The sequence below is a fragment of the Nostoc sp. GT001 genome, from assembly GCF_030382115.1.
Taxonomy (GTDB): domain Bacteria; phylum Cyanobacteriota; class Cyanobacteriia; order Cyanobacteriales; family Nostocaceae; genus Nostoc.
Genome location: NZ_JAUDRJ010000003.1, coordinates 377,501 through 392,074, shown reverse-complemented (window position 1 = coordinate 392,074; position 14,574 = coordinate 377,501). Strand labels below are relative to the sequence as shown.

Genomic DNA, 14,574 nt, shown 5'->3' with positions numbered 1-14,574 from the left:
ATGTCTATTAACACATTTCAAGAATTGCGTATTATAATTGAAGTATGAAGCGCATGGGTCCGTCACGGTTTCGACAGGTTGGCGAACGCTGCTCTGTGATTCAGGTCGAGAGTGAGTCTCCTCTCGCAAATCAAAGGCTCAAACAAAAAGTAAATGCGAATAACATCGTTAACTTTGCTCGTAAGGATGCTCTAGTAGCTGCCTAAACACCTCTTATAGGTTCGAGCGTCTTCGGTTTGACTCCGTTAAGGACTGAAGACCAACCCCCAACGGATGCTCTAGCAAGCGTTCTCTGGTTGGCTTGCTGGCTAAGATCAAATCAGAGCATCCTACGTTCGGGATAATGAACGATTCCCGCCTTGAGGATTAGAAAGGCTAAACCTGTGAATGAGCGGGGGGTTAATACCCAATTTGGACAGCAGTTCGACTCTGCTCGGATCCACTAAAAGTTAACAAGTCCACTTGACACTGTGATGTGTAAGTGGACTTTGTTTTAGGGACTTCCAGTTAAAAAAATATCCTGTCGTAGGGGCGCAAGGCGCTTGCGCCCCTACAAATCTATAAATAATTTGGGATAGTTTATTTTTTGCCAGTCCCTTATGGGACAATACCGTTCAGTTAAGCCCAAATAACACAAAGAAGCGCAACAAGCACTATCTCTGCAAAAAGCAAAAACCCTTCAAGAAGATATCGATTAAGCCCGTGCAGAAGTAAAGCAACAACAAGTACTATCTCTGCAAAAAGCAGAAATTTGTCAAGAAGATAATCGTGATGGTCATCCACGATCTAGCGATCGCAAAACAAACGAGTGATTTGAGTCCAAGATGGTTTAATTAGCTAATTATGCTTGCTGTTTCTGGGTTTGTGTGCGTGTGCTTCCAAACCTCCTTCCCCTTTTTTTCAGTACCCGTCGTAGTCGATCTGCACTCAAGTTTACTTGACGTTCAGATGCTAGTTTTTTTGCTAATTGTTTAGAGTTATAAGTCTCTGACTCTTGAGCTAAACAATTTTCGAGATAAACCAAATCCGATTCCGAATATCGGGGTTTTCCTCCTCGACCAGGAGCATCCCATAAACCTGCTAAACCCATTTTTTCCCAGCGATGAAGGGTTTGACGCACTGTTGAAATCGCCCAGTTCAAGCCTTTTGCAATTTGCTCATTTTTTAAGCCACGAGTATTCAGCAGTAAAACTTGAGCACGATCCTTAGTACGTTGAGGAACATCTTTAGCTTTTCTCAACTCTTCTAAAGTTAGCTTTTCCTCTTCTGTGAGAAACACTTTTAATCGGCATCCCATAAAAAATAACCTTTTACAAAATCAATTTTTGTCATTTTTGTATCTATTTACGTCTGTATACTGAATTACTTAGGTATTTCACCATACATTCGAGAAAACTGAACTACAAGTATTAAGGATGTCAGCGTATATAAGGCTGCAACACGATCAGTATTGGCTTGAGAACACTATTAAAGTTTGCAATTTTTCATCAACAATGGATTTTTATAAAAAGTTCGGCACATCGAGATTACACATTAACCTATATAGGCAAACCTATCTGATAGCCTGAAGCTGTAGCTTATAGCTATGACAATAAAAAGTTGTTGGCGTTATCTTGATTAATGTTTAAAGTCGATAATAAAGGACTGTATCATTAAATTCCTGAAATTATTCTTATGCTTACGCAGGTTTATCGAAACTTTAAAAATCCTTTTTACGCTAGTTTCCATTTGGATGAGCGGAAAAAGATGTACAAGGCTAGTTCTTTTTATTCAACTAGTCTCTGGAACTTTGACTTGATTATCTCCAAAAAAATATCTGTTTTACCGACTTTACATAAAGTTTATATTTTATGTACCATATTTTTGATTAAGACAACAAGAGATNNNATATCTATTGAANNNACTAATGTTAACAGCCTATTCGATGCTTTTTGGAAGTCTAATAAGGTTTGTCCTACCTTTCCTACTTTTCCCACCTTTCCTACTTTTTATAATTAAGGGAGTATCCGAAAAAAATATTTTTCTACTTGAGAAATGTATTCTCTGACAATATTAAGCATCACAAGTAATTTAGACTTGGTAAATAGACCTGCAATCTAATATTGTTTAAATTATGCTGTTCTATTGAAAAAATATAATTGCTATGATGTTTTTGAATTAATATAAAACCACATCAATAGCAAAAAATATGTACTCAGTAAAACTTCGGAATAAATTAATATTTAGTGGATTTTTGAATCACATTTTTTGCTAAAAAACAGCAATATTTGATACAAGTTAAATTTTTCAAAAACTGATATTCATTACAACTTCAAATAAAAATAATAGAGAGAATGGGGGCAGAAGAAAAACCTGTTAATTTGCGCTCGGAGACGAATAATGGTATCGATGTCTACGATCAGCAAGGCCCACGAAGAGAACGTTCAACATCGGCTAACTATACAAACTGTAGAAATTGCCCCTAACACAACAGCGATTCGCTCTCTTGACTGGGATCGCGATCGCTTTGATATCGAATTCGGACTGCAAAACGGTACAACCTACAATTCATATCTAATTAGGGGCGAACAAACAGTTTTAATTGATACTTCTCACCAGAAGTTTCGCGATCTGTATTTAGAGACCCTTAAGGGTCTTGTAAACCCCAAAACAATTGATTACATAATTGTTAGTCACACAGAGCCAGACCATAGCGGTTTAGTAGAAGATGTCCTCCAGTTAGCTCCTAGAGCTACTGTTTTAGCCTCAAAAGTTGCGCTTCAGTTTTTGGAAGGCTTAGTACACGATCCTTTTTCCAAGCGGGTTGTGAAAACTGGCGATCGCATCGATATCGGCAAAGGCCACGAAATGGAATTCGTGAGTGCGCCTAACCTACACTGGCCGGATACAATCTTTAGCTTTGACCGCAAAACCCAAATTCTCTACACCTGTGATGCTTTTGGGATGCACTTTTGTGACGATCGCACCTTTGACGAAGATTTAGAAGCGATCGAAGCTGACTTTAGATTTTACTACGACTGCTTAATGGGCCCTAACGCTCGTTCGTTGTTGAATGCGATGAAGCGGATGGGCGATCTCGGAAAGATTAATATTATTGCCAATGGTCACGGGCCATTATTATACCACCATTTAGATGTTCTGACCGGGTGTTATGAAAATTGGAGCCAAAAACAAGCGAAAGCAGAAACCACAGTTGGCTTGTTTTTTGTCTCAGAATATGGATATGGCGAGCGCCTTGGTCACGCAATTGCCGAAGGTATCTTGAAAACTGGCGTTGGCGTAGAAGTACTAGATTTGAGTACTGCTGGGAGCCAAGAAATTCAAGAACTAGCCGGGAGAGCAGCTGGCATCATTATCGGTATGCCCTCGACTACCGCCGCCGCCGCCCAAGCTAGTATCAGTTCGGTGCTAGCTGTTGCCAAGAACAAGCAATTTCTTGGGCTGTTTGAATGTTACGGTGGGGATGATGAACCCATTGATACCCTCCGCAGACAATTTCTTGACTCTGGCATCAAAGAAGCTTTCCCACCCATTCGGATTAAAGAGGCTCCCACAGCATCAACATTCCAGTTGTGTGAAGAAGCGGGTAAAGACATCGGACAATTGCTAGTGCGCGATCGCAACATCAAGCAAATCAAGTCCCTTGATGTCAACATGGAAAAGGCACTGGGTCGCATCAGCAGCGGACTATATATAGTCACTACAAAAAAAGATAATGTCTCAAGCGCAATGCTGGCATCGTGGGTAACGCAAGCGAGTTTGCAACCATTAGGATTCACAATTGCCGTTGCGAAAGACCGCGCCATTGATTCCTTAATGCAAGTAGGCGATCGCTTCGTCCTCAACGTTTTGGAAGAAGGCAATTATCAAGAACTCAAGAAACACTTCCTCAAGCGCTTGCATCCTGGTGCTGACCGCTTTGCAGGAGTGAAAACTCAGACCGCGAAAAACGGTTCGCCGATTCTGGCAGATGCTTTGGCATACATGGAATGTGAAATACAGACCAGCATGGAATGCAGCGACCACTGGGTTTTATACTGCACTGTCCAAGAAGGTCGTGTCTCCAAAAACGATGGATTGACAGCCGTTCGCCATCGCAAAGTAGGTAATTACTACTAAGAAAGAGACAAGAGGAAACAGGTGACAGGGGAAAGCAAAGAAAACTATCCCCTGTTTCCTACGATCTATACCCTATAACCTATTCCCTATTCCCTAACTTTATCCAACAGCTATGACCAATTCCAAGCCACGCGACGTACAAGTTCTACCAATTGCTACAAATACTAAAGCGATCAGAGCACGTAGTTGGTCACGTCTGCGGTTTGAAATTGAATACGCACTTGAAAGAGGTACTACCTCCAATTGCTATTTAATTGAAGCTGATAAAACCGCACTTATCGATCCACCGCCAGAAAGCTTTACCGAAATTTATTTAGAGGCATTGCGACAGACTTTAGATTTGCAACATTTGGATTATATAATCCTGGGTCATTTTAGTCCCAATCGAGTTGCAACCCTCAAAGCAATTTTAGAACTGGCACCACAGGTAACTTTTGTCTGTTCTCTTCCTGGTGCGAACAATTTGCGTGCTGCTTTTCTAGATCAGGATTTGAAAGTCTTGGTGATGCGGGGGAAAGAAACTCTGGATTTAGGCAAGGGTCATGTTTTAAAATTCTTCCCCACTCCTAGTCCACGTTGGCCGGAAGGACTTTGTACTTACGACCAGCAAACCCAAATTCTTTACACAGATAAGTTATTTGCAACTCATCTCTGTGGTGATGAAGTATTTGATGATAATTGGGAAGCACTTAAAGAAGACCAGCGTTACTACTTTAACTGCTTGATGGCTCCCCAAACTCCTCATGTGCAAGCAGCTTTGGAGAAAATATCAGATTTGCAGGTGAGAATGTATGCTGTAGGTCACGGGCCCTTAGTACGCACAGGCTTAATTGAACTTACCAAAGCTTATGGAGAATGGAGCCGTTCTCACAACGATCGCGAGATTTCCGTTGCCCTACTTTACGCTTCAGCTTATGGCAATACAGCGACTTTAGCACAAGCGATCGCTCTGGGACTAACTAAAGGTGGAGTCGCAGTCAAATCGATTAACTGCGAATTTGCTACCCCTGATGAAATTCGCATCAATTTAGCACAGTCAGAAGGTTTTATCATCGGTTCTCCTACCATCGGTGGTCATGCGCCAACTCCCATTCATACTGCTTTAGGGATTGTGCTATCGAGTGGTGACAACAGCAAACTCGCTGGGGTATTTGGTTCCTATGGCTGGAGTGGCGAAGCATTTGACTTAATCGAAGGTAAACTCCGGGATGCTGGATATCGCTTTGGCTTTGACACTTTGAAGGTGAAGTTTAAACCTGATGATGTCACCCTCAAGTTTTGTGAAGAATTAGGTACAGACTTTGCCCAAGCACTGAAAAAGGCTAAAAAGGTACGTGTACCACAACAAGCTGCTACTCCAGTAGAACAGGCTGTTGGTCGGATTGTTGGTTCCGTTTGCGTGGTGACAGCAAAACTTGGAGAAGTGTCTACCGCAATGTTAGGCGCTTGGGTTTCTCAAGCCACCTTTAACCCACCCGGAATAACAGTTGCGATCGCTAAAGAGCGAGCGATCGAATCTTTGATGTATCCAGGCGGTAAGTTTGCCTTAAATATTTTACCTGAAGGGAATCATCAAGACTACATGAAGCATTTCCGTAAATCTTTCGCGCCTGGGGAAGATCGATTTGCTAACTTTAGTACAGCAATTGCAGATAACGGCTGTACTATCCTGACTGATTCATTAGCATATTTGGAATGCTCAGTCAACCAACGTCTAGAATGTGGCGACCATTGGGTTGTGTATGCAACTGTGGATGAAGGTAAATTACTCAAGCCTGATGCTGTTACTGCCATCAACCATCGCAAAACAGGCACTCATTATTAGATACAACGTAATCGCCTGAGATTGAATATAGCCAAGGCGTTTGATGAGAAAATTCTCTTTTTTCTGTGATGGGCAAGATGCCATTGGCATCAAGTTAAGGCTGGTTCCCAAATGTCAAGTGACCTTTTGGCATTATCCCTATGCCATTTGCGAACAGCTTTAACAAGTCCCATTGAGCGATGATTTTCGACAAGCCAAGGTATAAGTTCTAACTGTGGGTTCTGCAAGCAGGAATCCCCTCCCCGCAAGCGGGGCTACCGTGTATACACAAGTCCTAAAAACCTAGCTTGATAGGACTTTCCTCGTTCCCAGGCTCCGCCTGGGAACCCATTCATTGAGTCTTTGACTCAATGTCTGACAGGAGGCAGCGTAAGCTACGTTCTTTATCTTTTCAATGCGTAAACAATCATGCACCCACGATGCTCGAAAAAGCAAGACAAAACTATCCCCATATCCGTTTTGATGTTGCGGATGCTAGTAACTTTCAAGTAGACAAGCCATTAGATGCTGTGTTTTCCAACGCTGTATTGCATTGGGTGAAAGANAGCAATAGCGCGNNNTTTACCGCCGCAGGCATCGCTTCCATCCATCAATTCCTAAAACCTGGAGGCCGTTTTGTGGCAGAATTNTGGGGTAAGGGAAATGTACAGGCNGATGCCACAGCTTTATACAGTGCTTTAGAATCCTTTGGTATCTCTCAAGCACAAGTAGAGAATCCTTCGTATTACCCCAGTATTGGTGAATACGCTAGCCTCTTAGAACATCACGGCTTTGATGTTATTTATGCTATCCTGTTTCCTCGCCCAACTCCCCTAGCAGAACGAGAAACTGGCATCGCAAACTGGATTAAAATGTTCGCCAGTCCTTTCTTAGCAGGACTTGCACCTGAGCAACAAATACAAATAATTCCCGTCGTCGAGGAATATCTGAGGCCAACACTATATCAACAAGGAACTTGGACAGCAGATTATCGAAGAATTCGTATAGTTGCCATTAAACTTTAGATTGTGCCCTAATTACGAATTATGAACTTGTACTGAGTTTCGACTGCGCTCAACTACCGCGTAGCCGTAAAGCCTGCGGCATAGCTACGCTTCGGGCGCAGCCTATCGTAGAGAAGTATTACGAATTACGAATTAGTATCAGTTATGCATATACCTAAATTGTGCGATCGCCCTTGGTGTTGGCGCAGCCATCGCCAGACATCATTTTCATTACTACTAACTATTACCCTCACAGCTTTACTAGCCCCGCCCTCACTAGCGCAAACCCGTTCAATACCATCACCTTCTAGTGCGCCTTTAGAACTAGACTTATTAACCAAGCCAAAAGACTATGTAATCACAGCTAACACCATTCATCCACAACGATTAACTGTTCCCAGTTTATGGTGGGCACAACAAAACTCCGAGAAAAAGCTATTGGATAATTGGATAGCATATCCAACTTCTGGCAAAGAACCTGCACGAGTAGACTTGATCGTGAATCAGCAAATTTGGAGTTTACTAGAGTATGTAGAGCGCTACGACTTCGTAAATCGCTTGGGTAGCGCCGCACGGAACTTTGGTTACAACGTCCGAGTATTTAATTATCAAAAAGAACCCTTGGCAACCTACACTTGCAACTTTAGTACAAGTCCAGCTTTATGCAGTATCCAAACCACTATTAAGAATAAGATAGGGTTACAGCGTTGACTCTAGTAAATAGTTAAGAGTTAGGAGTTAGAAATTGGGGGACATGAGGGAGAAATAAATTCAAAATTCAAAATTAAAGAACTTCTCTCTCCTACCTCTTCTTTCCCAATTCCCAATTAAACCTTAATTTTGGCGAATAAAGACTCGTATTGCTTTATTGCTGATGGAGGTAAGGGAAGTAAAAATTCGCTTTTATTGAAAATGTTGCGTAGGCGTAGCCCGTCGTAGACATCGCTCTCTAACAAACTCCATAATGGTTCTTGGATATCGGAAGCGGCAATATTTGTAGAAATTGGCGAATTAGTTTTAGTCAGCACCGAAATTTGTTTAGCTGTGCTTGGTTGCCAACAAAAATCAATCCATTGATCTGATAAAGTATTCTTAGTAATCCCTGCGGGACGTACCCATAAGTCCGCCCAAATTGCTGTTCCTGACTGGGGGATAACTGCGGCAAACTGCGGATAACGTCCTAAAACAGGCAATACATCGCTTGACCAACCAACCGCTAGCCAAGTGTCTTCCATAATTAGAGGTTCCAAATAGTTATTGGAACTGTAAAATTTCACCTGTTGGTTTAATATCTGTAATTCCTTTTCCAAGTCTGGTACTTGGTCAAGATTGTCTGTATTATAAGATTTTCCTAACTTTTTTAAGACCAAACCAATAACTTCTCGTGGTTGATTGAGTAGGGAAATACGCTGCTGCATTCCATCTCGCCACAAATCACTCCAATCTTTGGGTGTCCATCCCAATTTTCGGAACTTGTCACGGTTATAAACAATTACTGTACTACCCCACCTGTAAGGCGCACCCCACACCTTCCCTTGAGTATCCAAATTACCTTGGTCATTGCGCGTTACCAGTTGTTTCCATCTTTCATCTAAAGTAGACCACTGCTTTAATTGGTTTCCCTGTACTTCTTGGAGTGGTTGAATCAATTTCTGTTGAATAGCTGCTTGTAGCCAGTAATCTCCCAATGTTACTAGGTCTGCGTCAGCTGCTTTTTGACCTTGCCTAAAGGGTATAAAACGACTCCATCCCTGCTCATTGCTGGTCTTTGGCTTCTGCTGCCAATTTTGTAATTGCTGAAATAAATCCTGTATATGCTCAACTGGAGCAAACTTTAACTGCACCCGTTGCTGCAAACCTTTGTGGAACTGATTCACCACCTGGCCAGGTATAGAACCTTTTAATAACTGTACTTTTAGTTGCGTTTGCTTGTTTCCACCACAGCCAAAAAGCAGTTGTGAAAGTGCCAATGTGCTTGTACCTAGCAAAAAAGACCGTCGATCCATTGATTTTGGATTTTGAGATTTTTGATTATACCTAATATTAAGCAGAGATTCACCAGTGGTTGACTAGCTAAAAAAGTGGAGTTGGAGATTTATCAGTATTTTTTCTTGATAATACGGATAATTTTGAATATTTAGCTCAAATTAGCGAGATTTTTGTCAAATTAGTACCTAATGATTAATTTTTCTCCATAAATTTACTTGGTGGTACTTGTAGTGAAACCTTACTTGTATTGAGAAGTAATGACTTAAATGTCACATTTCCAGCAAAAATTATCAATACTTAAATAATCCATAAGTATCGTTAAGGTTGGGAGTAAATTGAATAACATAGAGAAAATGTACGAATAAAGGTATTAAATGGAGCTATTACAGCAGCAGATCCTGACTTTAAGCCAAAAGCTGGATGACCTGTGCCAAGTAATTGAGCAGCTTGATAGTAAAGTCACTCAAACTTTCTCAGAGTGTTCTTTAGCGAATACCCAAGCAAAGGATAATTGCCAACAAAATGGCGCGACTGGAGGCTACCAGTTTAAAGGAAGTAAAAATTTAAATCCAGAAATGGAACACAAAGATGTGTTGACAGATGGCATTTATCTAGACATGCATCGTCAAGCTGGAGATAACATAACACCAGAAATTCAAATACAACGACTGACAGCGCAGTTAACAGCAGCGTACAATCGCATTGCTGCTTTAGAAGAACAATTACTTAGAGAGAGAATTCATTAACTTAGCCTGAGTTCAACGAATTAAAAAATGGCTGGAGGTAGGGAATGCAAGCCTTTAGGTTCAATGTCGAATCATGGCTTTATGTCCATATGTTAAATATAAGCAACTAATCCAGCCATCAAATTGATAATAAACTTAAACATAATTATTACATATATTTACATAGAACCGCGATATATGTACGTTATAGATTTTAGGGAGTAACTCACTATGAAACAAAAAAACCAACCCTAAGACTAGTGTAGCTAGGGTATTTTATGCTTCAAAAAGCAAGCTTTTCTTATTAAAAGGAAAACAAGACCCTGTAGTACGAGAAGAGAGGCAAGCCGACCTAGATATGTTGGAATTAGCTGCTGCTACCGGAGAAATAGACCTGAAGTATTTGGATGAATCAGGGTTTTGTGCATGGAGTGAGCCAAGTTACAGCTATTACCAACGAGGTGAGCAAAAACGCTTAGTTAACAGCTAAGATAATTTACAGCATTTTCTATCTTTTTGAACCATAAGAAGGTAAAAATACGAAATTGAACTGATTTTACCCCGCTAGCATCTCTACAAGAATTCTGGATAACGCATCTTTAATTTCACCAGATATTTAATAACCTTTCTCAAGATATTTGATGCAGAGACACGATTTTACTCGCATCTCTACAATGTATTTTCATGAGTTTTATTCTGCGTTCACAAATTCAAAATATCCATTGCTAAGTTCTTTCACTGCTAAATCATAAAATTGCTTACCATGTTCTGGCGTTGCTAAAGCTGGATTTGATCCCATGCGTCCATCTGGATAACGCACTCGAAAGTCAGCAGCGTTATAAATCCTATGTCCACTTGCAACTTCTGGTGAAAGAGGTGCTTGCTTAATCACCTCTGGATAAACATACTGGGTGAGGGCTACTTCACTTGGCGTTGCATGAGAACCTTCTTGATCCCCATATAATTCTTTAGCTAGTTTATATACAGAACCGCACATAAACCAGTTTGCTACTTGACATTGCACCTGTTGAGCATTGGCAATCTGCAAATCTTCTAAATGAGCGTAGGTTTCTGAAAAAGCAGCTTTGAGGGTGGCAATATTACCACCATGTCCGTTAATAAAGTAGAATTTGCTAAAACCAGCTTTGGCTAAACAAGTTACATAATCTCGCACTACTTGAATTAAAGTGCTGGGACGCAGACTAATTGTGCCAGGAAAAGCAGTATGGTGTAGTGCCATGCCCACATTGATTGTAGGGCCAACGATCGCTTGAGTTGCATCACCTACACCGCCTGCGATCGCTTCTGCACAAATAGCATCAGTACCAATTAATCCCGTTGGCCCATGTTGTTCTGTGGAACCAATAGGGAAAATAATCCCCTTTGACTGCTGTAAATAAGCTTCGACTTCTTGCCAAGTACTTAAATGCAGTAACATTGTTAGTTATTTTCCTCAATAAAATTGCGGTGGGATGAAAGCTTTTGCTACTAAATAGCATCTTCCGTAACTAAACTCTCACTAACACAATTATGAACTCTCTGAATTTTCTGTGCTGGCGATCGCACAAGATCCCCGACTTCGCAAAAGTTGTCGGGGATCTTTGTTTACTGCCAAATTTAGAGAGAATNNNACGATCTATTTCTACGAATATTGTTTNAGGGATGCAGTTGCAACAAGTTTCGACAGAGATGGATATAAGCAATTTACCGATTCTGCCATTTTATCCTACGATACTCGCCGCGAACTTTCCCATAATAGAAATCAAAATTGATTTATGAAATGTTGCTTTTCTGGATAATTGAGAAAAAAGTTGATCGACTTTGATTTTTGACTACTCAAAGTAATAATGCTTCTTTACGTCCTTCGTAATTTCCCATGTACAGGACATACCAGCCGGAAAAATCACTAAGTCGCCCTTACCCATTTGCACTGCTTCTCCGCCATCAGGAGTAACAAGTACGTCACCTTCCAAAAAATAGCAAGTTTCTTGAGAATCATAAGTCCAAGGGAATTTTGACACTTCCTTTTTCCAAATTTCCCATTTAAATACACCTAATTCATTGGGATATTCAAGTCTTAAGTTGATGCTAAATTTTAATTTCCATATTGTTTTTTTCCAGTTATATTCAGCAGTAAGATTGAATATCCTCTCCACACTGATCTACTAGATAACACAAAGCGCGAAAACGCAAGTAGACAAGTTCGTTATAAAGCGGATTCAGCTTGCACATTGGCGGAATATGAGCTATTTTACGGCCAAAAAGCATGATATCACGCTCGAATGGACACTGAGCAGGAATTAGTTTAGCAATAAATTTGGCTAATTTCCGATTCTGAATCTCAATTTTATCGAGCCATTGACGTAATGGTTGCAATAAATCTAATTTGGGTTGAGCAAATTGCTTTTTACTACCTATTTGATTCTTTTCTTCTAAAGGTTTAATAAAAGCAGGCAAAAAAATACGATGACTCTGTGTTTTAAGCATAGTTTTAGGCAAGGCTTTCCTTGTGTAGATGAACTATTTACCGAGCAAAAACGTTCACATGTAATATTTTTGGTCAATTTGCATTGTGCTTGTAGATTCAGAAGCAAAGTAAGCATAATGCAAACAATTTACATGTATCTTTGGGAAGGGAAATGGTTTAACTAATTGTTATTTAAACCCACCAAATCATGAAGAACTGTCCCGTTAAATACAAAATAACAAAGAAAATATAAAAATGGCATTTCTTTGACTTAGAGATTTCTAATCTGTAAGATAGCAATCTTATATATTCAATATAAATACTTGGTTCTGGAACTGCCTAGTATCTAGAGATGTAGTTTATGGCATAAAAACACAGTTTTGTTCTGACCCTACATACATTTCGCTAGGATTAGCCCCTAATATCTTTTGATTTTAGAGTATTCAATATCCATACATTTGTCTGATACACTACACAAGATAACCTAGATATTATCTAATAAGTAGCAATAAATCGTTTGATAAGTCAAAACTAATATTAGGTTTACACAAAGGCAGAGGGCACTTGTACTGAGCAGTTTGACCCTTCAAGAACTCTTACAGTGAGCTTGCCGAACGGCTCAGAGAAATGCAGGTTTGCCAAAGCTATCTGCCAAACTACTAAATGTGAGATTTTGCCGTTGGTGCAGTCTCTAGTAGAGAATTATTGGTTATTCTGCTATAAAAAACTTATTATCTAAAATATCTTAGCCCAGTACTAACCTGATATTTACTGATATAATCTACATTTTGTTGCTCCAATTTTGACAGCAATTTAGCTGGAAATGTCTTTGGTGAATATTTAGGACGATACCAAGGTTGGTTATTAAAGTAATTTTGCAATTCAGTATTATCAAAACGGCGGCCATGAATGGCAAAAATCGAATTTCGCATAATATCTAGTTCAAAACCGCTCTTACTATCCAAATCTGCATCAGTTACAAGTCTTTGAGAAAGCCAGAGATAATTGTTGAGAGTTGTGGGATCAACTAGCGGTATTGATGTAGTCGCGGAAGGTGATTGAGTTGGAACAGATGGGGTAGTTGGTGTAAATGTAGGAGTTATCACTGGGCTTGTAACATTTGACGGTGTTTCTGAAGGCAATACCGTTTTATCTGCTATGGGTTGAGAAGATTTGGGTAACACTTGACTAATAATCACAGATGCACCAACTAACCCACCTGCTATCAAACTGCCCATGAGAATATTATTCTGCCTATTACTACTTTGAGGGCTAGGCTGTGGTTTGAGAGGCACTGTCTGAGGTGGCGGTGCAGAGACTATAGTCGGTTGAGTCAAGAGGGGTTGCGTCGGTGGAATTGGATTTGCTATGCTCTGCAAAGAATCCAGCATTGCTCTGGCTGTAGGATAGCGATCGCGCGGATGATAAGCGATCGCCCGATCGATTACTCTTGCCATAATTGGGCTAACATGACTGGCATACTGTCGCCAGATAATTTCACCCGTTTGAGAATCGGTTTCTAGTTGTTGCGCCTGTTTACCAGTGAGCAAATAAATTACCGTCATTCCTAAACTGTATAAATCACTAGAATAAACAGGTCTACCTGCGGCTTGTTCGCTCGGCATATAGCCAGGTGTACCAATTACAATGGAACTGGTAGGATTACCTTGAGAATTTACTACTGTTCCCATTGACTCCCGCACAGCCCCAAAATCAATCAGCACTGGTTTACCATCGCGATAACGCACAATAATATTATCTGGCTTAATATCCCGGTGAACGATATGTTTAGAGTGAACGTAATCCAGGACAGGTAATAAATTCATGAACAATTCCTGGATAGCACCTTCACTAAATAGTCCCTGCTTCTGGACTTTTTCAGTTAAGGTATCGCCTTCAACCCATTCTTGAACTAAGTAAAATTGTCCACCTGAAGAGAAGTAGGCATATAATGCCGGAATTTGGTCATTTGCGCCACCAAGTTCTTCTAAAATAGCTGCTTCGCGTTGAAACCTCTCTTGCACTAACTGGTAAATTTGGGGATTATTGTGAATCGGTCTTAGCTGTTTAACCACACAACGACGCTTTGAAGGCATATAGGTATCTTCAGCTAGATAGGTTTCACCAAACCCACCAGCACCCAGTGTACGGATAACTTGATAGCGATCGTTCAGCAGCTGTATTGTCATGGGAGATTACAAACGATATTCATAAGATAGTTTTCCCCAAAACTACCTTCATTTCAAATCTAGTAAACCTTCTTCTTTCAATTTAGGATTGAAACGAATCTGCATTTGCAAACCCCGCACTTCTAACAATTGCGTTGAAATTTCTGCTTCTACTCTCCGTGCCACGTTTTTAAGAACTTTTATTTGTGCTAATTCATCATTAGCTGGATTTTGATAACTTGCCTGTTCTTCAGGTGTCATTACAACTTTGACATTAATGGGATGAGTCCATTTTTCC

General features: G+C 40.4%; 13 protein-coding genes and 1 other RNA gene (1 of these 14 running past the window's edge). 7 read left to right on the top strand and 7 right to left on the bottom strand.

Features of this window, described 5'->3' with window-relative positions; genetic code table 11:
• The first annotated feature begins 55 nt into the window (after positions 1-55).
• Positions 56-445: a transfer-messenger RNA gene (ssrA, locus tag QUD05_RS04445) on the top strand.
• A gap of 396 nt (positions 446-841) precedes the next feature.
• Here ssrA and QUD05_RS04440 read toward each other — a convergent pair.
• Positions 842-1,297 (bottom strand): helix-turn-helix domain-containing protein, encoded by a 456-nt coding sequence (locus QUD05_RS04440; protein WP_289795030.1) that lies wholly within the window; start codon positions 1,295-1,297, stop codon positions 842-844.
• Positions 1,298-2,379: 1,082 nt separating this feature from the next.
• Between QUD05_RS04440 and QUD05_RS04435 the strand changes: the two genes are divergently transcribed.
• From QUD05_RS04435 to QUD05_RS04420, 4 genes are all read left to right on the top strand, one after another.
• Entirely contained in the window at positions 2,380-4,119 is a 1,740-nt protein-coding gene (locus QUD05_RS04435; protein ID WP_289795029.1) for a diflavin flavoprotein, read from the top strand.
• A gap of 112 nt (positions 4,120-4,231) precedes the next feature.
• Positions 4,232-5,944, top strand: a complete 1,713-nt coding sequence (locus QUD05_RS04430; RefSeq protein ID WP_289795028.1) for a diflavin flavoprotein — start codon at positions 4,232-4,234, stop codon at positions 5,942-5,944.
• Positions 5,945-6,294: 350 nt separating this feature from the next.
• Positions 6,295-6,948: a class I SAM-dependent methyltransferase gene (locus tag QUD05_RS04425; RefSeq protein ID WP_289795027.1), complete on the top strand. Its 654-nt coding sequence runs from the start codon at positions 6,295-6,297 to the stop codon at positions 6,946-6,948.
• Positions 6,949-7,092: 144 nt separating this feature from the next.
• Positions 7,093-7,638, top strand: a complete 546-nt coding sequence (locus QUD05_RS04420; RefSeq protein WP_289795026.1) for a hypothetical protein — start codon at positions 7,093-7,095, stop codon at positions 7,636-7,638.
• Between the two features lie 116 nt (positions 7,639-7,754).
• On the opposite strand, the gene QUD05_RS04415 is transcribed toward QUD05_RS04420, so the two are convergent.
• On the bottom strand, positions 7,755-8,933 hold the full coding sequence (locus tag QUD05_RS04415) for an extracellular solute-binding protein (RefSeq protein WP_289795025.1): 1,179 nt from the start codon (positions 8,931-8,933) through the stop codon (positions 7,755-7,757).
• 357 nt (positions 8,934-9,290) lie between these two features.
• Between QUD05_RS04415 and QUD05_RS04410 the strand changes: the two genes are divergently transcribed.
• Complete coding sequence (locus QUD05_RS04410) at positions 9,291-9,662, top strand: hypothetical protein (protein WP_289795024.1); 372 nt, start codon at positions 9,291-9,293, stop codon at positions 9,660-9,662.
• A 337-nt stretch (positions 9,663-9,999) separates the two neighbouring features.
• Entirely contained in the window at positions 10,000-10,131 is a 132-nt protein-coding gene (locus tag QUD05_RS04405) for a hypothetical protein (RefSeq protein WP_289795023.1), read from the top strand.
• Between the two features lie 201 nt (positions 10,132-10,332).
• Here QUD05_RS04405 and QUD05_RS04400 read toward each other — a convergent pair whose 3' ends face one another.
• The 5 genes from QUD05_RS04400 to QUD05_RS04380 all read right to left on the bottom strand — a co-directional run.
• Complete coding sequence (locus QUD05_RS04400) at positions 10,333-11,079, bottom strand: creatininase family protein (RefSeq protein WP_289795022.1); 747 nt, start codon at positions 11,077-11,079, stop codon at positions 10,333-10,335.
• Positions 11,080-11,473: 394 nt separating this feature from the next.
• Entirely contained in the window at positions 11,474-11,728 is a 255-nt protein-coding gene (locus QUD05_RS04395; protein WP_289799882.1) for a cupin domain-containing protein, read from the bottom strand.
• 40 nt (positions 11,729-11,768) lie between these two features.
• Entirely contained in the window at positions 11,769-12,128 is a 360-nt protein-coding gene (locus QUD05_RS04390) for a Mo-dependent nitrogenase C-terminal domain-containing protein (protein WP_289795021.1), read from the bottom strand.
• Between the two features lie 711 nt (positions 12,129-12,839).
• Positions 12,840-14,297: a protein kinase domain-containing protein gene (locus tag QUD05_RS04385; protein WP_289795020.1), complete on the bottom strand. Its 1,458-nt coding sequence runs from the start codon at positions 14,295-14,297 to the stop codon at positions 12,840-12,842.
• Between the two features lie 48 nt (positions 14,298-14,345).
• Positions 14,346-14,574: the final stretch of a GIY-YIG nuclease family protein gene (locus QUD05_RS04380; protein ID WP_289795019.1), read on the bottom strand. Its footprint extends 320 nt past the window's final position; 229 of the gene's 549 nt are visible here — the last part of the coding sequence; its start codon lies off the right edge, out of view — the gene reads right to left on this strand; the stop codon is at positions 14,346-14,348.

What these genes read in the sequence shown, in the direction of transcription:
- QUD05_RS04435 (WP_289795029.1), top strand. Translation starts at nt 2,380, where the DNA reads ATGGTATCGATGTCTACGATCAGCAAGGCCCACGAAGAGAACGTTCAA.
- QUD05_RS04415 (WP_289795025.1), bottom strand. Translation starts at nt 8,933, where the DNA reads ATGGATCGACGGTCTTTTTTGCTAGGTACAAGCACATTGGCACTTTCA.
- QUD05_RS04410 (WP_289795024.1), top strand. Translation starts at nt 9,291, where the DNA reads ATGGAGCTATTACAGCAGCAGATCCTGACTTTAAGCCAAAAGCTGGAT.
- QUD05_RS04440 (WP_289795030.1), bottom strand. Translation starts at nt 1,297, where the DNA reads ATGGGATGCCGATTAAAAGTGTTTCTCACAGAAGAGGAAAAGCTAACT.
- QUD05_RS04385 (WP_289795020.1), bottom strand. Translation starts at nt 14,297, where the DNA reads ATGACAATACAGCTGCTGAACGATCGCTATCAAGTTATCCGTACACTG.
- QUD05_RS04430 (WP_289795028.1), top strand. Translation starts at nt 4,232, where the DNA reads ATGACCAATTCCAAGCCACGCGACGTACAAGTTCTACCAATTGCTACA.
- QUD05_RS04390 (WP_289795021.1), bottom strand. Translation starts at nt 12,128, where the DNA reads ATGCTTAAAACACAGAGTCATCGTATTTTTTTGCCTGCTTTTATTAAA.
- QUD05_RS04420 (WP_289795026.1), top strand. Translation starts at nt 7,093, where the DNA reads ATGCATATACCTAAATTGTGCGATCGCCCTTGGTGTTGGCGCAGCCAT.
- QUD05_RS04405 (WP_289795023.1), top strand. Translation starts at nt 10,000, where the DNA reads ATGTTGGAATTAGCTGCTGCTACCGGAGAAATAGACCTGAAGTATTTG.
- QUD05_RS04400 (WP_289795022.1), bottom strand. Translation starts at nt 11,079, where the DNA reads ATGTTACTGCATTTAAGTACTTGGCAAGAAGTCGAAGCTTATTTACAG.